The organism is Clostridium sp. NkU-1, assembly GCA_001312405.1.
The window spans coordinates 379507-405274 of record BBDR01000002.1 but is presented as its reverse complement, the minus strand read 5'-3'; the positions used below and the strand labels follow the sequence as shown (position 1 = coordinate 405274).

Annotated in this window: 28 protein-coding genes and 5 pseudogenes; 2 read left to right on the top strand and 31 right to left on the bottom strand. The window is 46.8% G+C overall.

Going from position 1 to position 25768, the window contains the following annotated elements:
* Positions 1-62 precede the first annotated feature (62 nt).
* From JCM10519_RS04720 to JCM10519_RS26415, 22 genes and pseudogenes are all read right to left on the bottom strand, one after another.
* Complete coding sequence (locus JCM10519_RS04720) at positions 63-476, bottom strand: hypothetical protein (protein ID WP_054738109.1); 414 nt, start codon at positions 474-476, stop codon at positions 63-65.
* A 103-nt stretch (positions 477-579) separates the two neighbouring features.
* A pseudogene (locus tag JCM10519_RS04715) lies at positions 580-3032 on the bottom strand (ATP-dependent Clp protease ATP-binding subunit).
* Between the two features lie 115 nt (positions 3033-3147).
* The gene (locus JCM10519_RS26475) at positions 3148-3342 is read right to left on the bottom strand and encodes a hypothetical protein (protein ID WP_347843229.1); all 195 of its coding nucleotides are present in this window, start codon (positions 3340-3342) and stop codon (positions 3148-3150) included.
* Between the two features lie 168 nt (positions 3343-3510).
* Positions 3511-3983, bottom strand: a pseudogene (locus JCM10519_RS26470) (ATP--guanido phosphotransferase); the annotation flags it as partial.
* Positions 3984-4170: 187 nt separating this feature from the next.
* A complete protein-coding gene (locus JCM10519_RS26465; protein ID WP_347843137.1) occupies positions 4171-4503 on the bottom strand; it encodes a hypothetical protein in 333 nt (110 codons plus the stop codon).
* Positions 4488-4715, bottom strand: coding sequence for a hypothetical protein (locus tag JCM10519_RS26460; protein WP_347843136.1), 228 nt, complete (start codon positions 4713-4715; stop codon positions 4488-4490). Before JCM10519_RS26460 ends, JCM10519_RS26465 begins: the two co-directional genes overlap by 16 nt.
* Positions 4716-4820: 105 nt before the next feature.
* Complete coding sequence (locus tag JCM10519_RS04700; RefSeq protein ID WP_054738108.1) at positions 4821-5207, bottom strand: GntR family transcriptional regulator; 387 nt, start codon at positions 5205-5207, stop codon at positions 4821-4823.
* Positions 5208-5460: 253 nt separating this feature from the next.
* Positions 5461-6612 (bottom strand): hypothetical protein, encoded by a 1152-nt coding sequence (locus JCM10519_RS26455; protein WP_347843135.1) that lies wholly within the window; start codon positions 6610-6612, stop codon positions 5461-5463.
* Between the two features lie 17 nt (positions 6613-6629).
* Complete coding sequence (locus tag JCM10519_RS26450) at positions 6630-7265, bottom strand: cohesin domain-containing protein (RefSeq protein ID WP_347843134.1); 636 nt, start codon at positions 7263-7265, stop codon at positions 6630-6632.
* 24 nt (positions 7266-7289) lie between these two features.
* The gene (locus JCM10519_RS26445; RefSeq protein WP_347843133.1) at positions 7290-7628 is read right to left on the bottom strand and encodes a dockerin type I repeat-containing protein; all 339 of its coding nucleotides are present in this window, start codon (positions 7626-7628) and stop codon (positions 7290-7292) included.
* Positions 7625-8395: a cadherin-like beta sandwich domain-containing protein gene (locus JCM10519_RS26440; RefSeq protein ID WP_347843132.1), complete on the bottom strand. Its 771-nt coding sequence runs from the start codon at positions 8393-8395 to the stop codon at positions 7625-7627. The genes JCM10519_RS26445 and JCM10519_RS26440 overlap by 4 nt, the downstream gene beginning before the upstream one ends.
* A gap of 111 nt (positions 8396-8506) precedes the next feature.
* Positions 8507-9589, bottom strand: coding sequence for an SH3 domain-containing protein (locus JCM10519_RS26435; protein WP_347843131.1), 1083 nt, complete (start codon positions 9587-9589; stop codon positions 8507-8509).
* A 226-nt stretch (positions 9590-9815) separates the two neighbouring features.
* Positions 9816-11228 (bottom strand): oxaloacetate decarboxylase subunit alpha, encoded by a 1413-nt coding sequence (locus JCM10519_RS04685; protein WP_054738107.1) that lies wholly within the window; start codon positions 11226-11228, stop codon positions 9816-9818.
* A 67-nt stretch (positions 11229-11295) separates the two neighbouring features.
* A pseudogene (locus tag JCM10519_RS04680) lies at positions 11296-12442 on the bottom strand (sodium ion-translocating decarboxylase subunit beta).
* 56 nt (positions 12443-12498) lie between these two features.
* Positions 12499-12894: a biotin/lipoyl-containing protein gene (locus tag JCM10519_RS04675; RefSeq protein ID WP_054738106.1), complete on the bottom strand. Its 396-nt coding sequence runs from the start codon at positions 12892-12894 to the stop codon at positions 12499-12501.
* Between the two features lie 21 nt (positions 12895-12915).
* Positions 12916-13692: an OadG family transporter subunit gene (locus JCM10519_RS04670; RefSeq protein ID WP_054738105.1), complete on the bottom strand. Its 777-nt coding sequence runs from the start codon at positions 13690-13692 to the stop codon at positions 12916-12918.
* A 17-nt stretch (positions 13693-13709) separates the two neighbouring features.
* Positions 13710-15163, bottom strand: a pseudogene (locus JCM10519_RS04665) (carboxyl transferase domain-containing protein).
* Positions 15164-15608: 445 nt separating this feature from the next.
* Complete coding sequence (locus JCM10519_RS26430) at positions 15609-15920, bottom strand: citrate transporter (protein WP_347843130.1); 312 nt, start codon at positions 15918-15920, stop codon at positions 15609-15611.
* Positions 15917-16396, bottom strand: coding sequence for a hypothetical protein (locus JCM10519_RS26425; protein WP_347843129.1), 480 nt, complete (start codon positions 16394-16396; stop codon positions 15917-15919). The genes JCM10519_RS26430 and JCM10519_RS26425 overlap by 4 nt, the downstream gene beginning before the upstream one ends.
* The gene (locus JCM10519_RS26420; RefSeq protein WP_347843128.1) at positions 16393-16944 is read right to left on the bottom strand and encodes an SLC13 family permease; all 552 of its coding nucleotides are present in this window, start codon (positions 16942-16944) and stop codon (positions 16393-16395) included. Before JCM10519_RS26420 ends, JCM10519_RS26425 begins: the two co-directional genes overlap by 4 nt.
* Before the next feature lie 125 nt (positions 16945-17069).
* The gene (locus JCM10519_RS04655; RefSeq protein WP_347843127.1) at positions 17070-18890 is read right to left on the bottom strand and encodes an ATP-binding protein; all 1821 of its coding nucleotides are present in this window, start codon (positions 18888-18890) and stop codon (positions 17070-17072) included.
* Positions 18891-18895: 5 nt separating this feature from the next.
* Complete coding sequence (locus tag JCM10519_RS26415; RefSeq protein ID WP_347843126.1) at positions 18896-19246, bottom strand: hypothetical protein; 351 nt, start codon at positions 19244-19246, stop codon at positions 18896-18898.
* Positions 19247-19357: 111 nt separating this feature from the next.
* On the opposite strand from JCM10519_RS26415, the gene JCM10519_RS26410 reads away from it, so the two are divergent.
* Together JCM10519_RS26410 and JCM10519_RS26405 are read left to right on the top strand one after the other, a co-directional pair.
* A complete protein-coding gene (locus JCM10519_RS26410) occupies positions 19358-19699 on the top strand; it encodes a response regulator (RefSeq protein ID WP_347843125.1) in 342 nt (113 codons plus the stop codon).
* Between the two features lie 5 nt (positions 19700-19704).
* Positions 19705-20040 carry a response regulator transcription factor gene (locus JCM10519_RS26405; RefSeq protein WP_347843124.1) on the top strand — a complete coding sequence of 112 codons (336 nt, stop codon included), beginning with the start codon at positions 19705-19707 and terminating at the stop codon, positions 20038-20040.
* Here the strand turns inward: JCM10519_RS26405 and citC are convergent.
* The 9 genes and pseudogenes from citC to JCM10519_RS26395 form a co-directional block, all read right to left on the bottom strand.
* Entirely contained in the window at positions 20002-21057 is a 1056-nt protein-coding gene (gene citC / locus JCM10519_RS04645; protein WP_054738104.1) for a [citrate (pro-3S)-lyase] ligase, read from the bottom strand. The genes JCM10519_RS26405 and citC overlap by 39 nt on opposite strands.
* The gene (locus JCM10519_RS04640; protein WP_054738103.1) at positions 21023-21589 is read right to left on the bottom strand and encodes a triphosphoribosyl-dephospho-CoA synthase; all 567 of its coding nucleotides are present in this window, start codon (positions 21587-21589) and stop codon (positions 21023-21025) included. The genes citC and JCM10519_RS04640 overlap by 35 nt, the downstream gene beginning before the upstream one ends.
* Before the next feature lie 8 nt (positions 21590-21597).
* The gene (locus JCM10519_RS26400) at positions 21598-21696 is read right to left on the bottom strand and encodes a triphosphoribosyl-dephospho-CoA synthase (RefSeq protein ID WP_347843123.1); all 99 of its coding nucleotides are present in this window, start codon (positions 21694-21696) and stop codon (positions 21598-21600) included.
* An 11-nt stretch (positions 21697-21707) separates the two neighbouring features.
* Complete coding sequence (locus JCM10519_RS04635) at positions 21708-21935, bottom strand: triphosphoribosyl-dephospho-CoA synthase (RefSeq protein ID WP_054738102.1); 228 nt, start codon at positions 21933-21935, stop codon at positions 21708-21710.
* Between the two features lie 3 nt (positions 21936-21938).
* Positions 21939-23501 (bottom strand): citrate lyase subunit alpha, encoded by a 1563-nt coding sequence (gene citF, locus JCM10519_RS04630; RefSeq protein WP_054738101.1) that lies wholly within the window; start codon positions 23499-23501, stop codon positions 21939-21941.
* Position 23502: 1 nt separating this feature from the next.
* Positions 23503-24400 (bottom strand): annotated as a pseudogene (locus tag JCM10519_RS04625) (aldolase/citrate lyase family protein).
* Entirely contained in the window at positions 24387-24626 is a 240-nt protein-coding gene (locus JCM10519_RS04620; protein ID WP_347843122.1) for a citrate lyase acyl carrier protein, read from the bottom strand. Before JCM10519_RS04620 ends, JCM10519_RS04625 begins: the two are co-directional and overlap by 14 nt.
* A gap of 174 nt (positions 24627-24800) precedes the next feature.
* On the bottom strand, positions 24801-25334 hold the full coding sequence (citX, locus tag JCM10519_RS04615; RefSeq protein ID WP_054738099.1) for a citrate lyase holo-[acyl-carrier protein] synthase: 534 nt from the start codon (positions 25332-25334) through the stop codon (positions 24801-24803).
* Between the two features lies 1 nt (position 25335).
* A complete protein-coding gene (locus JCM10519_RS26395; protein ID WP_347843121.1) occupies positions 25336-25680 on the bottom strand; it encodes a hypothetical protein in 345 nt (114 codons plus the stop codon).
* Positions 25681-25768: the final 88 nt, after the last annotated feature.

The window sequence follows — 25768 nt, the reverse complement described above, 5'->3', positions numbered from 1 at the left end:
TCCTAACGAAAAAATCTGGGCCCGGCTCTTCATAAAAGAGCCGAACCCAGCTTTACATCCTGTTATCTTCGCTTGATCTTCACTGCTACAGGTGTTTCTTCATTCAGTTCTACGCTGATGGACAGCTTTCCGCTCATATTGGTTCTCATGCCTCCAACGGCAGCGTCAGCTACAAATACCTCATATTCCGTATCCTCTGCCAGCTGGATGGTCAGCTGTGCATCCTTGTCGCCTTCTACTAAAAACTCCACTCCATCATTGGATACGGTGAAATTCATGGCAGCGGTTCCCGGTACGGATTCATATACGAACATGCCGTTTCGTTCCAGCTTGGTTATTTCATAAAAGGTCTTTACTTTATATAAATCACCATCGTGCTCAAAATCCTGTAATTTTGACTTTGTCTTTAATTTGTAATTACCAAAACTGATCGTTCCGTCTTGTTCTGTACGGATTAATTCTTCAATTACCGGCATTGGTTTGCCCTCCTAGTATTTTGTTTACTTATCCTTTTTTTAAGGCGATGAACAAATGATTTCGCTTGTAGCTATTATACACGAATTGATATGAAATGGCTAGTTATTTTACCAGTTCCTTAACAGAAAATTTTAATCCGTCCTCACCTGCGGTCACAACAACGTTATCCCCTGTTTTTACCGTTCCATTTAAGATCTCTTCTGCCAGCTTATCCTCCAGACAGTTCTGAATGGTACGCCTTAAGGGTCTTGCACCGTATTTCTCATCATACCCCTTATTGATCAGGTAGTCCTTGGCATCCTCTTCGATGGTCAGGGTGATGCTCATCTGCTCTGATGTCCGCTTCATGATATCCTTTACCATGATCGTCACAATATCTTTCATGTGCGTCTTATTCAACGTATGGAATACAATGATCTCATCGATCCTGTTAATGAATTCAGGCTTGAACAGACGCTTTACTTCTTCCATTACCCGGTCCTTCATGATTTTATAATCAGCCTTTTCATCTGCAGCCGCACCAAAGCCCAGACGTTTTGGAGATATGATGTTCTCCGCTCCGGCATTGGAGGTCATGATGATGATGGTATTCTTAAAATCGATCTTCCGGCCCTGGGCATCTGTAATATGACCGTCATCCAGCACCTGGAGCAGGATATTGAATACATCAGGATGGGCCTTTTCAATCTCATCAAACAATATGACGGAATAGGGATTTCTGCGGACCTTTTCACTTAGCTGCCCGCCCTCGTCATAGCCTACGTATCCTGGCGGTGAACCGATCATCTTGGAAACGCTGTGCTTTTCCATATACTCAGACATGTCTACCCGGATCAAGGCATTTTCCGTGCCGAACATGGCTTCTGAGAGGGCCTTGGATAACTCGGTTTTTCCCACGCCCGTAGGTCCTAAAAACAGGAAGGAGCCAATGGGGCGCTTGGGATCCTTAAGTCCCACTCTTCCCCGCCGTATGGCCTTTGAAACAGCGGTAACCGCTTCCTCCTGGCCGATTACCCTCTCATGAAGGATATTTTCCAGATTGCGGAGGCGTTCGCTTTCTCCCTCTTCCAGCTTTCTTACAGGGATCTTGGTCCAGCTTGATACCACATCAGCGATCTCTCCCTCATCGACGATAAGGTTTTTTTGAGGTTTTTTTTCCTTCTGCCAGCGTTCCCGGATCTTTTCTATCTTTTCCCGCTTCTTTTCCTGCTTTTTCTTAATGGCTCCAGCTTTTTCATAGGCTTCGGCCTTAATGGCTGCTTCCTTCTGATCCTCCAGCAGTTCGATCTCAGCTTCCAGTTCCTTAATTTCTACCGGTTCCACAAATGTGGTCAGGCGTACCTTGGAAGAAGCCTCATCAATGACATCAATGGCCTTATCCGGAAGGAAACGGTCATTGATATACCTGGAAGACAGCTTTACCGCAGCCTTTATGGCATCTTCTGTAATGGTCACCTTGTGATGATCCTCATACCTTCCCTTAAGCCCTCTTAATATGCCGATAGCAGCTTCTTCGGAAGCTCCTCCACCGTAACCGGCTGGAAACGCCGTTCCAGGGCCGAGTCCTTTTCAATATATTTGCGGTATTCTTCAATGGTGGTGGCGCCGATCAGCTGCAGTTCTCCTCTTGCCAGGGAAGGCTTTAATATATTGGAGGCGTCAATGGCTCCCTCCGCTCCGCCGGCACCGATAATCGTATGGATCTCATCGATGAACAAAAGGACTTCCCCATCATCGATCACCTCGGCAATCACCTTTTTAATTCTCTCTTCAAATTCTCCCCTGTATTTGGAACCAGCCACCATGCCGGATAAATCCAGGGTCAGAAGCCTTTTATCTGCAATGGTTTCAGGTACATCACCTCCTGCTATCATCTGCGCCAGGCCTTCCACAACTGCTGTCTTACCCACTCCAGGCTCTCCGATGAGACATGGATTGTTCTTGGTCCTGCGGCTCAGTATCTGGATCAGCCGCTTGATCTCCGACTCTCTTCCAATGACCGGATCAAGCTTTCCCTGTACCGCAAGCTCCGTTAAATCCCTGCTGTAGCTGTCAAGAGTCGGTGTGCTCCCCTTTGCCTTTGGTGATTTCAATAACTCTTCTTTATTGGCAGGAGCATCCTCTCCCATAGCGGAAAGCACATCAATATACAGCTTTTGAATACTGATCCCAATGGTATTTAAAAGCCTGGAAGCCACACAGTCATTGTCACGGATTATGGAAATGAGCAAATGCTCTGTACCGATTAAGTTTGCTTTAAACCGCACGGCTTCCCGGTAGCTGTTCTCAAGGACCCTTCTGGCACCAGGAGTATACCCTCCGTCTTCTTTCAGACGGACCGCCTGATCGGGAGCGATAAGCTGGCTGATCAGGTTTAAAACCTTATCCTCTTTTACCCCGTTCTCTTCCAGGACCCTGGCAGCCACTCCGCTGCCCTCTTCCAAAAGCCCCAGTAATAAATGCTCCGTTCCCACATAGCTGTGGCCAAGACGCTCCGCTGCCTGCACAGCCAGATTAATGGCTGTCCTGGCCTTTGTCGTAAATCTGTCTATCATAAATGCAATCCTCCTGTCATTTTAATTTACGCGGGCAGCGAGCCGGGTGAACATGCAGGCATGTTCATTCGGCGGCTGCCCCGATTAGCTGTAAGAAACCCGCAAAGCGTATTTCTTACAGCTCCGGTAATTCTCGACCGATAAATTCCGCCCTGGCTCCATCCAGCTCTTCCTTGTTTAATGGACGATCTGAAAGCTTCTGTAAATTCGCCGGCTGGATTCCAAGCATCAGGCGGTAGACGGAAAAATCTTCCTCCGTATGGATCAGGCCGTCTGCCAGTCCTGCCATGATCTGTGATAGGAAAATCATGGCGTCCCTGGAAGTCAGCCTTCTGGAGTATTTTAATACTCCATAGGATTTGTATACCTCATCCTCTCTCTCGCCTCTGTGCCTCTGGAGAGAAAGCTTTCTTACCTGAAACTCCTGGTTGGTCAGCTGGATGGCTGCCTTTGAAACCGTATCCAGGATCTCCCGCTCCGTCTGGCCCAGGGTCTTCTGGTTTGATATCTCATAAAGGGAACCAAAGTTCTCATCCCTTTCCCCATGAACACCCCGGATGGAAGCCCCAAACCGGCCCATATCACTGATAAGGCCCTGGAACTTTCTTCCCTGGGACAGCATGGAAGGTGCACCACCACCGATGCCCTTAAGCCGGTCCCCATATTGGTGGGAAAGGAAGTGAGATAACCGTAACGGTCATCAAATGCATATGGAAACCGTTCATTGATATAATCATCAATTCTGTCCGCCCTTTCCCAAAGCTCTTCCAGATGAAGTCCCATCTGAAGAAGCTGGATCCGGATGTGGTCATCGCAGTTAAGTACAATGCCTGTATCTTCATTCTCGGAGATAAGAATGCCGGCAGGTTTCTTATTGGAAACGGCTGCCGAATTAAGGACCCTCCGCTCTTTAAGAGCCACCCGGTCCAGCTCTTCCAGCTCCCCAAGCATGGCAAACTCAAAATTCTTTCCTTCTGCCTTGCCTAAATCCTTTAAGCCAAACTCCAGCCTGTGGACCAGCTCGCTGCTTTCCTTTTCATCAAGGGCTGCAGGAAACCGGTAATCCTGCCAGTTCCTGACCAGGCGGATCCGGCTGCTTATTACTCCAGGCCGACCAGTGTCCTTCTGTTCAAACCATCTAAGCATCTGTCTCATTTCCTTTCTTCAGCTCTCTTATCTTGTCACGGCATACGGCTGCCATCTCGTAATCCTCAAAGCGCAGGGCTTCCTTTAATCTGGCATCCCACTGAAAGATTTCCTCACGGTTGCCCACGCTTTTCGGGTACAGCGGCATGGCCTCAGAATGGCCGTTCTGAGAGCCGGAAGCAGCTTCTTCAGAAGTGTCTCCTTCTTCCCCTGTTCCCAGTCTTAGGTTCATGTAGTCCTGCCTCTGGTAAAGCGGTGTTTTTCCCGTATGGATGAGATTTCCATGGAGCTGCTTTAAGCTCTCTTCCATCAGAGGGCCGAACACACTGTAACAATCTGCACAGCCGAACCTGCTGTCTCTGACAAATTCATCGTACCCAGTCCCACAGGTCGGCACATGATCTGATGGAGCTTATCCGGCTCCTGATCTGTATCTTCAATTCCCAAAAGGCCGGAAAGCAGCTTTCCTAAAGGAAACTCTCCGTCAAAAATAGCTGCGTACACGCCAAAATCCATCTCTTTTGCACACTGGCACAAAAATGATGCTCTTTCCTTGTGCCATTTACAACTTCTGTATATTGTATATTTGCTTCACGAATTTTACATCTTTCACATAACATAATGAACCTCCAATCCAGTGAATCACTCTTCCCTCTGGCCCCTTAAAAATGACTGGAATATTTCATCAACCAGCTGGTGAACCTCTTCACATGACACATTTTTACAGACTCCTCTGGCAAGCACAACTCCTAAATCTTTGCGCATTTCATCAAGGACCTGGATTTTATCCACGTCCAGGGACACTACAGCCCCTTTACGGCGGTCCAGCTTAACGAACCCTTCCTGTTTCAGCACAGAGTACGCCTTATTTACCGTATGCATATTAATACCTATGTTGTCGGCCATCTGGCGCACGGAAGGCAGGGGGTCTCCTTCTCTTATACTTTCAGTGGCGATTCCTATGATTATCTGGTTCCGAAGCTGGATATATATTGCTTCATCACTGTTAAAATCAATTTGTAAGAACATATTTTCACCATCTTTCGTTATATCTGTTATACACATAATAGCACAACCTATTGCCTTTTTCAACATAAAATATTAATTGGCATCATTCCCCTTTTTAAACGTCACATGCGATCCGTCCTGCTGGTCATTATATGGTCAGATTTCTTAAATTATAAATTGATTTTTTATATCGGTTCCCTATAATAAAAGCCAATAACGAAAGCACCTTCATTCAGGTGCTTTCATCATTATCATTCTAATTGTATATAATTCTTTAATCATCCAGATCCAGAAACTCAAAGTCGTCCTCGTCCTTTGCAGGCTCTCTATAGTCCTGTCTTTGGCCGCCTTTTCCCTTTGGTTTCCCGGAATGGTCTTCCACAGAAGATGTCAGGTCCCGTTCTAATTCTTCCAGGCTGGCTTCCTCAATGAAATCATCCTCGTCCCGGATTTCTGCTTCTTCCCCGTCACCGTAATCAGGCTCGTCCACATATTCTTCCTGGTATTCCGGATCCAGTCCGGTTCTTAAGTTTTGTCTGTCAAACTCTTCCCTGCTGTATCTTTTGATCTTGCTTGTAGGGATTTCTTCCTCCGGCTCATCCCACAGTCTGTCATCAGCCGGTTTAGGTTCCTTTCCTTTACCGGAGCTGTCCCTGCCTGGCAGGATCGGGCCTGATCCGTTTCCTTTTCTTACAAGGACGATCACAGCAACCAGCAGGCCAAGAGCCGCCACGCTCACTGCAATTAAAATGTAGAACTGCCTGTAATAATCCCTGGTCAGCCGGTCGTATGTGTTTGCCATTTCCACATACTTACTATTGGAAACCCCGGAGGCATAGTATTTTTGAATGGTCTTTTCAGAAAGATCATAACGGTAGAAACTCTTTTCTCCGTTCCAGTTCATTGCATAGAACAGGCAGTACTGAGGCTCAGCCTCTGAGTTTTCCACCCAGCCGGTCACTCGTGCGCCGTCGATATCGGCCTGCCGTTCATGGAAGCCTTCCGGCACAACCGTATCCTTGTCAAGAGGAATGATGACAATGGCCTTTGCAATGGTCTCTACCTGTACGAACTGGGCCCAGGAATCAGAGCCTTCATTGTAAATGTAGAAGCCGCCATTTCCTCCTGAATCCTTTAAATAAAGCAGAAGCAGGTCTTTTTCCAGTCCTTTTCCGGCCATGACTTCTGTTCCTTTATAGGAATAAGTCTGAGACTCAAAGCCTTCGGGAAGGGCTGCTTCATCAAAGGATGAAGCAATGCTGTATTCCGTTCCGTTTATGGTCACCGCTGCCTCGCCGAATTCGGCCTCAGACGTTTCTGTACTTCCTCCTGTGGCAGGGACTGTTTCTCCACCCTCTGCCTTTTTAACCTGAATGGTATAATTCTTAACGGTCTGCCCATCCTCTGCAGTTACCTTGACAACCACCTGGTTTTCTCCGGCCTTTAAGCCTTTTCTCCCTGAAGAGTTACATGGGCGCCGGCATTGGCTGCCACTGCATTGACTACCAGGTCCACTGTGTCAGCGTCAACCTCTGCCGTATAGCTGTCAACAGCAGCAGAAAACGCCGGAGTCAGGGTCCCTGGAGAAATTTTTAATGATTTCAGTGTTGCATCTTTTGAATATGTGGCAGGAGAGGTGACCTTAACCGATGAATTCCCCTGCTTGCTGAGCGAAACCGCCTGGGAATCCACATCATAGATTTCCTGGGAAGTTACGCTGATCTGGGTATTTCCCGCCTGCAGAGCCTTAAACTTCAAGGTAAAGCTAAATGCCTTCTGATTGGCGGAATCCATGGTTCCTAAGACCTTAATCGCCCCTGCGCCGCCATTTGCATTGGTTCCGCTGACAAACTCCAAAATATTCGGATCATAAGCCAGCATGATTTCCGCTGTACCCAGGGCGCTGTCACTGGTCACTTTCATGTTTACGGTTACTTCGTTCCCCACCATGACCGATGGGTCAGAAAACGCGATCTTGGCATCTGCGGCCCAGGATACCAGCCGTCCGGCAGGACAGGATATGGCAATCACACAGGCCAGCATAAAACCAGCCGTCAGTTTTTTTAGTTTCCTATTCATATTGTCTCCTATTTCTGTTGGACTTTAAAGTCCGAGGATTTTTTTCTGCAAAAGCAGAAGATCCTGTGAATTCACCTTGCCGTCTCCATTTAAATCAGCTGCCAGCTTCCCCTTCTCAGATATGGTTTCCAAATTCAGAAGGTAACGCTGAAGCTTCAGAACATCCAGGCTGTTTATTTTTCCGTCCCCATTAATATCTCCTTTTGCATTGGAGGAGGACTGGCCTGCGGCAGGAGCCTGGGTCTGCTGCGGACTGCTTGTGGCAGCTTCCGTCACCTTGATGTCGGCTCCAGGTCCCTGGGCTATGACTCCCGTAGAAGTCTGAACGGACATGTTCGCAGAGCCATTGGGAGCTATGGTCACATTGCTTCCGCCGGTGTTCCTGCATGATCCGTACCGGGAGGCTTGGATACTCCTGGGCCGATGCTGCCGCCAGGGCCGGAAGAGCCATTGCCTCCGGAGTCGGAAGAAGTATTGCCTCCGGAGCCTGTTCCTGTACCAACGCCTGATGAATAAGTCGGGCCGTTGTTCTGGCGCACTACATGAAGGATGTATTCCCTGACACTTCCATTTTGGGCAGTAACCGCCACCTTGATATCATTATTGCCGCTTGAAAGCGATATGGTCCCTGTCCCTTTGACAGAAGCCAAAGAACTGAGGGCAGTTGCATACACGTTAATGCTTGATACTGCGGGATCCACAATTAAGTTGTATTCAAGGGTATCACGGCTAAAGGTAGGAGTCATGGCAAATCCCTCCACACTTAAGCCAGACAGCTTATTGTTTGGATTGCCGTCGCCCGTAGGCTGGCTGCAGGCACTTTCAGGCATGTTGTTATAAACCGGTATCTTAAATTCAAGCTCTGTCTGTTTCATATCACTGTTATAGGCTTTTGAATAAACAGCACCCTCTGATGCAGCTCCCTGCACATTGGTCATATACTGGTGTTTATATAAATTAGACCCCTGTACATTAAACTTCTTCAGATAAAAGGTATCCTGCCCAACTTTTACATAGTTATTACCATAATAGAACGCTCCGCCTAAAATTGATTTTTCTGGAGAATTCCATGGCCTTTCATAATTGCCGGACTGGGACGCCCACCATAAGCCTCTTTGCACCGCGGTCATATTTCCGGATTGATATGCTTCTATATTAAAAAAAATTATAATATCCTTCATAACCGGATTCTGTGCCAGAGATGCTTTTTCCTGCTCCCGAAGATCCCTGCTCCTGGATGATCATGCTGCAAGGACGTAAGGGTTCACCCCTGACTGGGACGCCGCGTTCATGATCATGTTCACATAGGCACTGCTGCCTGTTACCGTTCCAGTGGTATTGGTATTTGATGAGGATGGCCCTGTAAGGCTGGCACCTGGCCCGTATTCCATGACAATGGGAAGGTTTTTAGGGGTTATGGAAGCCTGCGGCCCTTCCAGGCTGGCCTTTCCTGAATCAGTTCCCGATGCTGCCCCTGTACCGGGGTTAACAGCCGCTCCCGGTCCAATGACCGCCCCTGGCCCTATAACACTGCCGCCGCCGGAAGAATTGTCCGTATTTCCCGGGTTACTGCTTCCGCCGGACGATTCTCCGGATAAAAACGTACCCTTTACCATGGTCTTTAATCCTTCTGCCGTATGCTTATTGCTGTCATAGGTGTGGGTCATAAATTGGAATACATTGGTCTCATCAAGGAAGTTTCTGGGATCCATATAATATTTTACAATATCCCCTGATGCTGTGACCCAGCTGCTTCCGTCATATCCGATCCATGTACTGGTGTCCCAGTTATAAGCACCATCTACCGTAGATTTCCAGGATGACAGGCTGTTCGTGTGGACCAGGGTCTTTCCTACCTGGCTTTCTTCCTTAACGGCTGTGTTCCAGTCCAGGTTTGTATGCTGGGCGCGGAATACCCACTTGGGATACTGGGCATGCAGCGTACGAAGCTTTACCTTATAGCTTTCCGGAAACCCTTCCGCAGTAAGCCAGGACTCAAAATCCGCATCATTGGTATAGGAGGCAGGAAACTTAAGATAGCTTTTGGAAACATATCCGGTAACTGCCTGGCCGCCGGAACCGGATACCCGGATCTGATACCAGAGTGCTCCATCCGAAGCGTTTTTTTCATCGATCACTGTCACCGATGCTCCATTTGTTAATTTTGTAACGACTGAATAGGTCGTACCCGGACCGCTTCTCACATTCAATGTGGTGGCATTTACCGTTGCAGCCTTTTCCGTATAAGCATAAGCATTTATGTATGGCGAAACCGCTCCCATATAAGAGTCCATCACCAGGACGCTGGCCAGAATGACGGCCATCTTACGAGCTTTTTTTATACTTTTTCATCTGTTTCTCCCAATAAGTCCTCTTGAATTTTATAAATTTCCAATTATATGTAAATAATACATTTATTTATTATAATGACAAATGATACCATGTGTCAACTGAATCAGCTAAAGTTCAGACAAATGGAATTATTTGTAAGAAAATCTTTAGACTTAAGAAAAAAGGCCTCCCGGAATCGGGAGACCTTTTTGATGAATATTATACCGGATAAGCCTTATTTTCCTTATCTGCCAGAGCAGAATCCACGCCGGTCTGCTGTGCCTCCCGGTACTGGAAGAATTCCTTGGCAACTGTTGGAAACAATGCGTAGGAAAGCACATCTTCATCCTGCTGCTTCCACTGTGCGCATTCCTTCTCAAACTGAGGAAGCTGGGGTGGAATCAAATCGGCCGGGCGGCAGGTGATCGGCTTCTCATCGCCGATGATCTTCTTCTGGACTTCCGCATTAAATGGTTTCACCGTCTGTCCGAACTCGCCCATGAAAATCTTCTTTGTCTCTTTTGTTACCATCTTATACCGTTCACCGCTAATGACATTTAAAACAGCCTGGGTACCCACGATCTGGGAAGACGGAGTAACAAGAGGCGGTTCCCCAAAGTCTTTCCTTACCTTTGGAATTTCCTGCAGCACTTCCATATACTTGTCTTCCTGACCGGCTTCCTTTAACTGGCTCACCAGGTTGGAAAGCATGCCGCCAGGCACCTGATACTGAAGGGTCTTGATGTCCACGCCAAGTACCTTTGGATTTAAGCGGCCGCTCTTTAATGCTTCCTCTCTGACGGGCTGGAAGTATGTGCAGATTTCCGCCAACAGGTTCTGATCATAACCCGTATCATAGGCCGTGCCGCGGAAGGTCTCAACCATGACCTCAGTAGCCGGCTGGCTGGTTCCAAGGGCAAGAGGTGACATAGCAGTATCAATGATATCACAGCCTGCTTCAACCGCCTTTAAATAGGTCATGGAAGCAACGCCGGAAGTGTAGTGGGTGTGTAAATCAATTGGGAGCTTTGTGGATTCCTTTAACGCCCGTACCAGCTCATCAGCCTTGTACGGTGTTAAAAGGCCTGCCATGTCTTTGATACAGATGGAATCAGCACCCATATCCTCGATCCTCTTTGCAATGTCCTTCCAGTAATCCAGGGTATAAGCTTCTCCCAGGGTATAGCTTAAAGCAACCTGTGCATGGCCTTTTTCTTTATTGCATGCAGTCACCGCAGTCTGTAAGTTGCGCAGATCGTTAAAGCAATCAAAAATCCGGATAATATCAATGCCGTTAGCAAGGGATTTCTGGACAAAATACTCTACCACATCATCGGAATAATGATTATAGCCCAGGATGTTCTGTCCACGAAACAGCATCTGCAGCTTTGTATTCTTAAATCCATCCCTTAATTTTCTCAGCCTCATCCAGGGATCTTCCTTTAAGAAACGCAGGCATGCGTCAAAGGTTGCACCGCCCCAGCATTCTACTGCATGATAACCAACCTGGTCCATCTTCCCGATGATGGGAAGCATCTGCTCGGTTGTCATTCTTGTAGCAAACAAAGACTGATGAGCGTCACGAAGGACTGTCTCTACAATCTTAACCGGCTTTTTCTCTATTTCTGCCATTGTCTTACCTCCATGTTTGTCAATTCTTCTGATTACAGGAAAGGCTTAAAGCTTTTCCATGGGAAAGTTATCTTACTCCGAATATTGCCATAAATGTACCAGCCGCAACTGCAGTACCGATAACACCTGCACGTTTGGTCCCATGGCATGCATCAGCAGGAAGTTGGTAGGATCTGCCTCAGCGCCCACCTTCTGGGATACACGGGCTGACATAGGAACCGCAGATACGCCTGCGGAGCCGATAAGGGGATTCACTTTGCCGCCGGAAACCTTGCACATCAGCTTGCCAAACAGCACGCCGGCAGCTGTTCCTACTGCAAATGCCACCAGACCTAAAATAACGATCTTAATGGTGCTTAAGTTTAAGAATGCTTCCGCACTTGTAGTAGCACCTACGGAAGTACCTAACAGAATAACTACGATATACATCATGGCATTGCTGCAGTCTCCGTCAGCTGCTTCACCACGCCGGATTCTTTGAATAAGTTTCCAAGCATCAGCATGCCCACCAGGGGAGCTGTTGTAGGAAGAATGAGGCATACTACCGTTGTTACGATGATCGGGAATAAGATCCTCTCAAGTCTTGATACAGGACGAAGCTGCTCCATCCGGATCTTTCTCTCTTTTTCCGTGGTCAGAAGCTTCATGATCGGCGGCTGGATAATGGGCACCAGCGCCATATAGGAATAAGCCGCAACCGCAATGGGGCCCATGAGGGAAGTCATTCCCAGCTTTCCTGCAAGGAATATGGAAGTCGGTCCGTCAGCCCCTCCGATGATGGAGATGGCAGCAGCCGCCTTATCGTTAAAGCCCATGAAAATGGCAAGAAAATACGCAGTATAGATACCAAACTGGGCTGCCGCTCCAAGGAGAAAGCTCTTTGGATTGGCGATCAGGGGCCCAAAATCCGTCATGGCTCCCACGCCCATGAAAATCAGGGGCGGCAGGATGCCCCATTCATCCAGCTTAAAGAAATAATTCAGCAGTCCGCCTCCGGAGCCATCCGCTCCAGCCTCCTTCATAATATCCGGGTAGATATTAACCAACAGCATACCAAAGGAAATCGGAACCAAAAGCAGGGGTTCAAAACCTTTCCTTATAGCCAGGTATAAAAATATAAAGGCTACAAGGATCATGATCATATTTCCTGCGGTCAGGTTAAAAAATGCGGTCTGCTGAAGAAGATTTGTAAATGTATTACTAATATAATCCATGTTAATCCCTCCATATTGGATCCGCCCTGTTTGTGTTTACAGCGGATCCTTCCGTACTAGTTTAATGTAGCCAAGGTTGCTCCTGCTTCTACTGAATCACCGATCGCTACATTAACACTGGCAACGGTTCCATCGGAAGGTGCTACGATCTCGTTCTCCATCTTCATTGCCTCAAGAAGAATCAGCACATCCCCCCGTTTAACCGCCTGTCCCTGGCTTACCTTAACACCAAGGATCTTGCCAGGCATGGGAGCTGCTATCTTTAGACCGCCTTCTGAACCGGTGCTTGCTGCCTTCACCGAAGCTGCCGGCGCAGGGGCTGGTGCTGGTGCAGCGGGAGCAGGAGCAGGGGCTGATGGCTTATTAGCAGCTGCCGGTGCGCCTGTGGAAGGTCCTTCTTCTACGGTTACGTCATAAATATTTCCATTAACTGTAATTGTATAGTTCTTCATGATGATAATCCTCCTGATTGTTTAAGCTTTTTTCCATTTACCGGCCGGCGCCCGTCTGATCGAGCGGACAACAAGGCCACTTGGTGAACTTCCTTCAGATGCTGCAATAGCCGCAGTAATCACTGCTACCAGTTCTAAATTATCTACAAGTTCTTCTTCCTCTTCTGCAGCAGGAGCAGAAACCACAGGAAGGGGTGCGGGAGCAGGCTCCTGTGCCTGTGCCTTGCCATTTATCTTATCTTCAAGCTTACCGATATACCGGAAGCAGCCGATAAGCAGGCTGATAAAAATCAGCACAATAAATACAGTTCCCATTCCCATCAGGGTATTGAACACGGCCTTTTCCATCCGTTCGCCCAGGGAATATTCCGGTACAAACGCCACACCGGTGATCTTAGTGAGCTTTGAATCCGTTGTAATGGAAAATTCCATATTTCTCTTTTCAAATTCTGCTTCAATTGTAGCGCTGTACCCATGGTCAATGGCCTCTACCTTCACCGCATCACTGATTGATACCAGGGCTCCAAGCTCATTTTTTATATTCTCCCAGGAATCCACGCCCTCAGCCAGAGCCGCATACTCATCCTGAGACTGCATGTTTTTCTTGAACTCAGGAACCTGACTGTCCTCAAGGCCGGTATACAGTTCCAGGAAGGAACCGGGAAGCTGCTCCATCTGCATCTGGATCCTGGCATCAATTTCTTCGGCTGGGGTATCGGCTTTGCTGCACGCAGATAATGAAAAGAGGCAGGCTGCCATAATAAGTCCCAATGCTACTCGTTTCATATTCAGTTTCATATATCTGTCACCTCATTCTAAATCGTGCCATGTTTTTTTGCCGGACGATCCTCTCTCTTTGTGAACAGCATCTCAAATGCCGCAATGACCCGCGCTCTTGTTTCGGCGGCATCTATGATATCATCAATATATCCTCTCTTAGCCGCAGAAAGGGCGCTGGACTGAAGCTGCCTGTAATTTTCCGTCTGCCGGCTGATCAGTGCATTTCCATCCTCTGCCTTTTCAATCTCATCCGCATACATGATTTTTACCGCTTCCGCCGCTTCCATCATGCCGATGCAGGCCGACGGCCAGGCATAAACAATATCCGCTCCAATGGACTTGCTGTTCATGGTCAGATATGCTGTCCCAAGGGCATGTCCAAGAATAACCGTCACTTTGGGAACTGTGGCATTGGCAAAGGCATAGGTAAGCCCTGCAGCTGCCCTGGCAATCTTTTTCTCAGAGCATTTGGATGTTTCATACCCTTTTACATTTACAAGGGTAAGTACCGGAATACTGAATGCATCACAGAAATTAATGAATCTTGCAGCTTTTTCACAGCCATGCCCGCTTAGAAGAGCATCATATTCCCCTGTCTTAACGCCGCTTTCATTATAAGATTCCGTTCTGTTTGCAACACAGCCCACGGTCATGCCATTTAAACGGATAAAACCGGTTACCATGGAAGCCGCATATTCCTTCCTGGTCTCCATAAAGAACTGATTATCGGAAATCTGAGTCAATGCAATCGCCGTATCACCAACATAATTCTCCAGATCAGAGCATATACGGTTTAAATCGTCATTGCATTCCTCATAAGACATGTCATCCTCACTGTTTGCAGGAAGAATGGAAATGAGAGTCCTGATATTATTTAAAATGTCATCTTCTTCTCCCGTAAAATCCACCATGCCGGTTTCCCTGCTCTGGTAGTCCGCGGAAGCAGTATTGCATTTATCTGTATAATTTCCCTGAATGGCATTGGGGGAATTGACAAACAGTCTGCCGCCCTTTGTTTCCATAAAGGTGAAGTCTGCCATTGCTGCGGAAACAGCCATGCCGCCGCCGCAAGTTCCGAATATCGCTGTTATCTGAGGAATTACTCCGGATGCCAGGGTCTGGCTCATATAAATCTCACCAAATCCGTTTAAGGAGTCGGTTGCTTCCTGAAGCCTTAAGCCGGCACAGTCCACCAGACCGATGACCGGTGCGCCGGTCTTCATAGCCATGGTGTAGAGTTTCGTAATCTTCCTTGCGTGCATCTCACCTATTGAGCCGCCCAGACTGATGCGTCCTGGCTGTACACATAAACAAGGCATCCCTTAATGGTACCATAGCCAGTAACAACACCGTCAGCAGGAGTTTCCTTCGCTGTCATGTTGAAGTCTGTGTTCCTTGCGGTAACATAGCCGCCAACTTCAACAAAACTGTTCTCATCAAGCAAGGCATGAATCCGGCCGCTTGCCGAGTTTTTCGTTGAATTACTCATTTTGCAATCCTCCATTTTGTAATTTTCTACAGTCATTTGTTATATATTTAACAAAGTACTATGCAATAACACCAATTTCTGCCAATTATAATTGTATAACGAATTTAGGTAAATTTCAAGTACCGGATCGAGTCTTTTTCACATTATATCGGAAAAATCGACTTTAAATATAACACAATTTGCGCAATACAAGACAAAAAATTCTGGTAAAGGAAATCAAACAATCTTTAAACAGTATTTTACCCATTATTTAAGTTTTTCCTCTATCATTAGCCTATGTGATAAAAAGGAGGCAGATTACGATTAAGGAATTTTGGATCGTCTTCTGACCCACACATAGGAAAGAAAGATGCCGGAATCAGATTCCGGCGTCTTTCCCATTTGGATTTTATTTTATGCTTCCAGTCAAGCAGATATTCGCAATCTGCGGACTTACTTGATGAGGTTAAATAGTAAGTACACCAAGTAAAAGGCCAGCCACCAGGCAAACCAGGCTCACTCCCCATATCCACAGGAAGCAGGTCTTAATATGATCTTTAATTTCTACTCCAGCCAAACCGATTCCCAGGAATGTAGCCGGAACAACAGGGCTTATGAAAGTTGCACAGTTTCGGCAGACCACCATAGTGATGGCAATATGGGAAGGATCTACGCCAAATTTGTTTCCGATACCGATCAAAACCGGAAGCAGACCATAGAAATAGGAATCTGTACAGAACAACAAGGTCAGCGGTACAGACAGCACTCCGATGATCAACGGCAGGAAACGCCCCATGGACTGAGGTATGAATGAAGCCAGTGCATTGGCCATGTGTTCATGATCTCACTGTCTTCCAATACTCCAAGGAATACACCAGCCGCCAGAATGGTCGATGCCATCATAAGACCGGGACCGGCGTGGGACTTAATGATCTTATTTTGAAGCTTAGCACCCGGATAGTTGACTAAAAGTGCTGCGACACATCCAATCATGAAAATATAATAGGAAGGCACCGGCATAAAAACAAGAGCTACTATAACAACTAATGTCAGTATTATGTTGAAACCAAACAGCTTTGGTCTTGCCAGTTCTCCGATATCGGCGGCAGAAGCACTTTCTTCCAGGGCTTCGTTATCTTCTATGATCAGAGTGCTGTTGATTCCAGCCCCTCTCTTCTTTTCAACAACTCCCCAGAAAAATGCAGTAAACAGAGCAACTACGATGCCCACAGCCTGCATGGGCAGAAGCTTCATCCAAAGAACATTGCTTCTACCTCCAATACGGAAGCAGCACGCATGGTTGGGCCGCCCCATGGAAGCAGGTTCATAACGCCCATGGAAGTGACGCATATTAAAAGCAGCGTTGTCGGACGCATTTTCAGTTTCTTATAAACCGGAAGCATGGCTGGAATGGTAATTAAGAATGTAGAAGCACCGCCTCCATCCAGATGGCCGATTATGGCGATAATGCTGGTCATGAAAGCCACGCCTACTACATTGTTCCCCACTTTTTTCATAAGCGCATCTATGATGCGGTCAAACATTCCTGCATCGGTCATAATTCCGAAAAACAGCACGGAAAATATGAACAGCGCAGCAGTAGAATGTACTCCGGATACCCCCTTTGAAATAAATTTCCCCACTTCACTGACTGTGAAGGTTCCGGTCAAAACCAGGATCAGCGCACTTACGGTAGATACCCCGATAAACGCCAGCGCCGGAACAGTAACATTTCTCAGCAGTAAAACAATGATCATGATAATGGTTGCAAAACCTAATAATGCAAGCATTGTCTCATTCATGTTTTCTTCCTCCTCTATACTTTTTATTTATGGGAACAGTATAAAAGCCCAACCTTACACCCTTCCTCCTTCTCTCTTTCATTTCTTTAAGAGAAAAATTAAAAGTTGTTAAGATTAGGCTTTTTTTACAATCTTTCCTCACAGTTCTTTACTGCTTTTAATATAGCGGAGTCGGAAACCGGTTTGTCGATGTATTCATCAATTATTTTCCGTTTCTTGGCCTCTATGATTTCCCTCGTCACCCGGTCCGTCATAATGATCCGGATAATATCCGGATACTGTCCCTGAAGGGACATACAGAAATCCGTGCCGCTTTTCCCGTCAATATAATGCTCCGTCACAATGGCATATACTTCCTGCTCCTTCAAAACTCTCCTGGCCTCTTCAAAATCCATGCAGACCGTCAATGGCACACGAAGCCGGCTGAAATTCTTTTCCAGAAGCCGCAATACCTTTGGATTATCGTCAATGATCAGAAGCCTTAAGCGATCCACGCTTTCCTCCTCTGCCTCCTGCTGCCCTTCCTGCCCTTTCTGTTCATTCACAGGAAGGAAGATATGAAAGGCGCTGCCTTCTCCCAGCCTGCTTTCAGCAAAAACATGTCCTTTGTGGGAATGAACAATCTGCTCAACCAGAGAAAGGCCAAGACCCGTTCCTGCCCCATTTTTCTTTGTCGTAAAAAACGGATCAAAGATCTGCTTTAACACCTCTTTGCTCATGCCTTCCCCGTCATCTGCAATGTCAATCCGCAGGTAATACTTCCACTCTTCTGAAACAGAGGTGAGCTTGTATTGTTTTAATTCCTCGGATCTTACTCTGTTCCCTCTTATGGTTATAGTCCCTCCCTTGTGGCCGATTGCATGGATTGCATTCACACAGATGTTTAATATGACCTGATTCATCTGGGTTTCGTTTCCTAAAAAGTATACATCAGATAAGGCAATTTCTTTCTTCAGATGCACGTGGGCCGGACACACGGAGCTTACCATTTTTATGGCACGGCCCAGTACCTTTGTGGCATTTATATTTTTAAAGGCAGTCTCCATATTTTTCCGGCTTAAAGATGAAATCTGCTGAATGATCTCTTTTGCCTTTCTGGAAGCTTCATAAATCTCCGCCGCACTGTCATAGGATTCCGCCCCCTCCGGAAATTCAAGCATCAGCAATTCCGCATATCCCATGATCGGAGTCAGTAAGTTGTTAAACTCATGGGCAATGCCGCCGGTCATAGTTCCCATGATCTGAAGTCTCTGCTGGTGGGCGATGGTTTCTTCACTCTGATGCAGTTCTTCTAAAATTTTATTAAGCTCCCAAAGATAGGCTATCTCTTCCGTATCCTTCCTCTTTTGAACCCGCAGAATTTCAATATAAAACACCATTCCCAGGACCACGGATACAATTCCTAAAAAGACCATGCCCAGCTTGAAAAATCCGGCTGCAACCGGGATATAAATATCATTATAATCAATCACAGCACTGACTACCAAAAAACCGCTTCCTATGATAGCCGGGGAATAAGCGCTGACCTTTTTCACCTCAGGAACCCCAGGGTCCATCCACCAGTAGGAGTAATACTCGGAAACCCCTGATTCTCCTCTGTTCTGATTTTCTATCATCTGCTGTAAGCTGGTTAAATCCTTATTCGGAAACATCTCCTGCCGGCCTGAAATTACATTGATTCCCCACTGACTTTCCTGAGGGTGAATGAGGATGATCCCTTTTGAATCCTTGATTACCACATATCCATTGGTTCCCAGACGAATATTGGAAACAAGAAAATTGTAATAATTTTTTTCATTTAAGACAACGGAAAGAGACCTGCCGTCAGGAAGAACTTTCTTTAAAATCAAATACATTTCTCCATTTTCCAGCTTGCACTGCCGAAAGCTCATATCCTGGCTGATCTCTGTGATGGAATACGCCGACGTCACTCCATATCCATTCACACTTTTTAATAACCTTCCGTTTCATCCTCCAGGATCACATCAAAAACAAACCGGCTGTGATTCGTCACATAACTCTGGAGCATGCTCCAGTCCTCCCTGCCGGTCTTTTTGTTGTTCTCCTCTTCTACCGCGCAAAGGGTATTTAAATCCGCCTGATATCCTTCAATGAAAATCTTTAAATTTTCTCCCATACTCTGAGTTGTCAAAAGCATCTGTTTCTTTTGATTATCTATAATCGTTTCTTTATATTCATTCCAGATGCTGAATACAAGACAGCAGAAAATAAGCAGCACGGATACCATGGCACAAAACATGAATACCGTCCCAAATCTCTTATTTCCCTCTATTTTGCTCATGAATCTATCCTCTATTTGCCTGTTCCTCATTGACTTGTCTCCGGGTTAATATTATAATAATTTAAGAAAGTTTCGATTTATTTCTACAAAAATTTCACTTAGGGGGAAGCTATGTCTGATAAAGTATTAATTGTGGATGACGATCCGGCGATCTGTAAATTATTGGAGAAAGTCATGCACAGCAACGATTTGGAAACCAACGTTGCAGACAGCGGACTTTCCGCACTGAATCATCTTAAAAACCACACTTACGATATGATCCTCATGGATGTGATGCTGGGCGATATGGAAGGCTTTGAAGTCATCAAACGGCTGCGCAGCCAGGGCATCCAGACTCCGATTATGATCATAAGCGGAAGAAGCGAGGATTACGATTCCCTTTATGGCCTTTCTGTAGGTGCGGATGATTACATAACCAAGCCATTCCGTCCCCTGGTGCTGGGCGCAAGGTAAAGGCTTTGATCCGCCGCAACAAAAATCAGGTGTACAGTTCAGAGGTTCTGGAATGCGGATCGTTCACTTACAATACTTCCACCATGCGGTTTTACAAAAACGGAGAAGAGATCGTTCTCTCTTCCAAAGAGAGCAGCCTGATGCTGCTGTTTTTAAAGCATCCAGGCCAGGTATTTACAAAAGACATGATTTACGATCATGTATGGGGAAACAGCGTTGCCGTAGATGATAATGCCATCATGGTGTATATCAACCGCCTGCGTGGTAAAATCGAAGAAGACCGGCAAAAGCCGGCCCATATCTTAACAGTCAGAGGCCTTGGATACCGGTTTAACCCGTAGGCCTCCTGCCCTTTTTTTCTTTTCAAGGTATTCCAGTGTCGTTTCAGGCACCAGGCCCTTTATCCCTTCAAGGTCTCCGTTTTCATACCTTTTCCGGACCTCAGATGCACTGATTGCCTCTCCCTTAAAGCCCTTCCTTTCAATTTCCATTACAGAAATTCCATAACCAGGTAGGATCTTTTTCATTTCCTCATTGTAATGACCGGTTACAGCGCATACCGGTTCTGTTCCCACGAAGCGCTTTGTTATCTTAAGAGCCGGGGCAATGCGCCTGCCGAAAAGCTCTAAGTCCAAATGGCAGCAGGCCCTTTCCCTGCGGACCTTTTCCTTCATAAAATAGGCAGGAAAGGTGGCTGCGGATATGACAAAATCAGCTGCCTGGTGAACGATGGCACGTGGCAGATCCTTAATTCCTTCCCGTACCATAAAAAAGCGTTCCTCCGCCCCAAAACTGCTTCTGTTATCGGCAAGAACCAGTACATGGACATAGTCACAGCAGGTAAGGGCCTGTTCAACCAGATACCGGTGGCCATAAGTAAACGGATTGCAGTTGGCAACGATGGCACCCACGGCCACTCCTGGCTTCAATGCCTCCGCCGGAGACTCTGAGCTCAGGCGGTCCACAAACTCTTCAAACCCTTTCTTCCTGTTTTCCATAAAAAGGATATCATCAGTCATAAGAACCGTATAAAATCCAAGATCCTCAAACATTTCCCTGTTTTCCGGCTTTGTGTACATAAGAATATGGGATCTGCCATTCTCAAATTCATACTGGGTAAGGCATGAGATGACAGACCCGGATAAACCGGACCCCCGTGCGCTTTTATCAACCGCAATGCATTTTAAGACATTCTGCTCCGCTGAGCCGGTGGCAAGGATCTGGTAATTCTCGTCAAGCAGACATACGCTGTATTCGATCCCCTGGTCATAATCCAGATCGTTCCGTTTTAAAAAATCCTTTAACAGTTCCAGTTCTTTTCCTTTAAACGGCCTTCCTTCCAGCTTTACGAATTCCATAGAATCTCCCCCTCACCGGTTCTTTTATCAGTTCATTTATGAAGATTGCCACAGCCAGAAGATCTGCACAGCCTCCGGCACTTATATTTCTCTTTATAAAGTCCGCGTCCATTTGTTTCAGGGTCACCATACTTTTGTCTCCGTAGGCCCCGCCGGAAAGCAGAAAATCCCTTGCCATGCGCTGAACCTTAAAAAGGACGGACGAATCATGTCTTGCAATGATGTTCGAATCCTCTACCTGGCTCATGAGCATAAACAAGGTTTCCAGTTTGATCCGGTTCCATTCCCTGCCCTCCTTAAGGCCTTTTGCCATGGTGGGAAGGGCAATCTTTCGCACAGAAGCATAGCCGGTCATGGCTTCTCCTCTTGCACCGGCAATCCCGTGTTTATTTAAGGACTGCATATTCCCTAATTTCAATTCTTTTACCAGGGTCTCCCTTACCATGGCCTGCTCCATTTTAATCAGACAGTCTATTGTCATAGTTCCATAAACCATCATGCATGCCCCGGCGGCTGCACTTAAGATTCCCATGTGAAAGATCAGCCCTTTATGGTATTCACTCCTGCCGTAGCCTTGTACATGGCTGCCTCTGCGGCCATACCGATCCGGCGGATCCGCTCAAACAGCAGCCCTGGCATATGAGGAAACCTCATGCTTCCAAGGCCATGGAGGCAAAATACGGTTCTAAAGCCGCTGCACTCCTTTCAAAGGAAGTAACGTCCATGTCTTTATGGGCACCTGGGGAATACAGATCCACCAGGCCGGGCTTGGGAGTCGTATAAACCTCCTCAAGCATGGCCCGGTAAGCCATGTTCCCGATGGAAAAAGCCGTCTTTTCAAATGTCTCTTTGGGTTTCACACCAGAACTGACATCCATCGTTTATTCTCCTGTAAACTGAAACTCCTTGATTTTACGCACCACATCCATGATGGTACCATCCCGGCTCTCGATAATCCCTACGATCTTATCATCAAACTGCACCTTTTCCGGTTCCCCTACAATGGAGTATGCGATGTCACGCAATTCCTCAATGGTCTTAAACGGCAGATCCACGTCTTTCATGCACTGGATCAGATCCTGCCTTCTCGGATTGATTGCAATGCCATAATCCGTGATCACCACATCAATGGATTCGCCGGGAGTCGTAACCGTTGTGACATCCGAGCAGACAGCCGGAATCCTTCCCTGCAGGAGCGGAGAAATTACTATGGTGCATTTTGCTCCGGCTGCAGTGTCCGGATGACCTCCCTGAGCGCCGGTAATCATGCCGTCAGAGCCTACCACTACATTGCAGTTATAATTCACATCCACTTCCAGAGCTGCCAGGATCACAAAATCCAGTTTATTTACGACGGCTCCCTTATTAAATGGATCCGCATATTCTCCCGCACTGATTCGAAAATGCTTGGGATTGATAACGGATTCTACTGCATCCAGATCGAAATCCTGGGTATCTAACAGGGCGTCCACCTGATTGTTCTCCAATAAGTCGCACATAGGCTTTGTAAGCCCTCCTACCCCGAAGCGCATACGCACATTTCTCTCCTTCATGATTTTTGCAAGAGAAATGGTGGAAGCGATGGAAGCTCCGCCTACCCCGGTCTGGTAAGAAAATCCGTCCTTAAAATACGGCGTATTGACCACAAATTGGGTACAGTAATCTGCCATCATAAGCTTACGCATATCTGTGGTTGGCTTTGCGGCTCCGGTTGCAATCTTATCCGGATTTCCGATCTCATCAACAACTACCACATAATCTACTTTTGTCATGGAGATATGGGCGGGGAAGTTGGGGAATGGAACCAGGCAGTCAGTGATTGCCACCACCTTATCGGCATAGTCGGCATCTACCATGGAGTAAGAAAGAACGCCGCAATCCGATTTTCCGCCGATTCCCCGGCAGTTTCCATAGTCATCGCAGGTAGGAGCACCGATAAATGCGATATCGATCCTCACCTCTCCGGTTTCAATGGCACGGACTCTGCCGCCGTGGGAGCGCATAACAGCCAGGCCCCTTAATTTTCCTTCGGATATGGCCCTGCCGATCTTCCCCCTGACGCCGGAGGACTGTATCCCGGTAATCGTCCCATCCTCTATGTAATCCACCAGTTTATCGTGGGCTTTCCCTAAGGAGCTGGCACAGATGGTAATATCCTTGATTCCCATGTTGTGGATCTCCTCCATCACCATGTTTACCACATAATCGCCTTCCCGGAAATGATGATGAAAGCCCAGGGTCATTCCATCCTTTATTCCGCATTTCACCAGACAATCGTGAATGCTATCCGCCAGCTTACTTTTCTCCGAATTGATCACGCACTTCGTGACCGGACCGTCTTTTTTATATTCAAATCCATCAAAGTGATGAACACCCATAAAAGGTTCTTTTCCTGTCAGTTTTAAGATTTCTTCCGGAATCTCTCTCCCTACTGCATTAATCATCTTACAAATCTCCTTTATATACACCGGAGCTTGGCAAGCTCTATGGTTCTCTTGGCTCCGTCATAGAATGCAATGTCGATCATCTTTCCGTCTACGGTAAATACTCCGATTCCCTCTGCCTTTTTCTCCTCGATTTCCTTAACCACCTTTTCTGCAAACGTGATATCCTTCTGCGCAGGCGTAAATATCTCATGGACAACCGGGATCTGGCGCGGATTGATAATGGATTTTCCGTCAAATCCCATCAAATGAATGGTTTCCACATCCTTCCGAAAGCCTTCCATATCGTCAAGGTTTGTATAAACCGTATCAAAGCACTGGACCTTTGCTGCCCTGGCCGCAATGATTAAATTCTGTCTGGCTCCCATTAACTCAATACCGGTTCCAGTAATATGGGTCTGAAGGTCTTTGGTATAGTCCCCGCCGGAAAGTGCAATTCCAAACAGCCTTTCGGAAGCCTCACAGACATCCAGCGCCTTTACCACTCCTCTTGCGGATTCTATGGCAGCCATAATGAGGGTCCTTCCTTCCGGAATGCCGAAATCTTCTTCTGCAGTCCGGATCTCTGCTTCCACTGCTTTTATGTCCTCAGGCCGTTCTGTTTTCGGAATCCGAATCGCGTCACATCCGCCTGCGACCGCACAACGGATATCCTCCTTCCAATAAGGGGTATCCAGGCCGTTGATACGGACCACCCGCTCGCAGCCCCTGTAATCGATCTCCTTAAGTGCATGATATAGGGAAAATCTGGCTGCATCCTTCTGGTTTTCTGCCACCGCATCCTCCAAATCCAGCATGAGGGAATCCGGTTTATAAATATACGGATCCTTAATGAGGCCCGGTTTCTGGGCATTTAAAAACATCATGGTTCTTCTGAGCCGTTTCTTATTCGGATTCATCGTTTCTTTTTGCCTCCCCAGAGAATATTTTCAAACTGGTCCATGGAACGGGATACCGCTCCTTCACGCGCGCCTTAATGGTGCAGTCCAGTGCCCCCTTATCAACAACCGTGATTCTCACATTGTCAATACTGAGATTCCTAAGGGTCTCCATGATTACCTTCCGGATCCTGTTGCCATACTGGTTCATTACTGCGCTTTCCAGCACAAATCGATTTACCATCACCTGGCTCAACAGTTACCTGACAGTCGCTGGACTCCAATGTACCGGCCATGGCTGGTTTTTTTATCTCCATTTTGCTTAAAGCCTCCCTTTTATCTTTGATAATTTCATTTTATAGGGAGAACCTTAACCAGGGGAAAAAGGAACCTTAAAATTTATTAAGAAAGAGGCAGATTCTCATCTGCCCCTTTCTATTAACCAGGAATCTATGATACTCTCAATACGTTCATAAAGCTCCTTAACTGTATGGCTCCTGCTGCGGCCGCACAGCTTTGCATCCTTTTCACAAATCAGGCATTTCCGCACAGGGGATCCTAATTCTTCTCTGCTGATCCCGCTTCCTGCCTCATCGTATACGTCAACATCAAACAGCCTTCCAAGGGGATGGGTTTCTTCCATTTGAACCGTTATTTTTTTCACATAAAGGGGATCAGGGCTTTTCACTGCATAGAGCTTAAAATAACCGGCCTTCTCTTTTACTACGGTCTCCTCCATCACAGTCAGCCCATGTTCCGCAAACAGACGGTCCAGCTCTTCTCCTCCTGCGGAAAATGCCAGAAGAATGCCGGGAGATGTTTTCCTTGGACCGGGAATATTCATCCCGAGAGCCACGATAGTGGCTCCATCATGATTTTTTTGAAGTGTTTCCTGCATTCTTACTTTCTTTTCACGGAAAGAAAGCATCTCATCTAAAGTTACATTCTCTTCCATCTTATTCCCTTATTTCTGTTATCCCAAAGCTTCCATCGTTTTTTTTCTGAAAGGTGATCTTTGATTCTCCTTCTCCCATGGTCACGCCTTGATCCGTCATTTTCAGTGAAACCGTATCCACATTGGCCACAGCTACCATAAGATCATCTCCAAACACCATGTCTGGGTTCTGCTTAAATAAGTCTTCCCGGTTGTTAAGGGTGATCGTTTCCTCATCACCTGTTATGAAAACACAGGGATAAATAAGAAGGTCCGCAAATGCCTGTAAATCCCGGTCCCCTACCGCTTCCTGGATCTTCTCGGCAAATGCCTCCACCTTTTTTTTCCGTCCCAGCGCTTTCTTCACTCTCCACGGCCTCTATTCCCGGCCCTGACTGGTCCATATCCTCTTCCGGAACAATCTCATCAGTCCCATTTTCTTGTGTTCCGGCTCT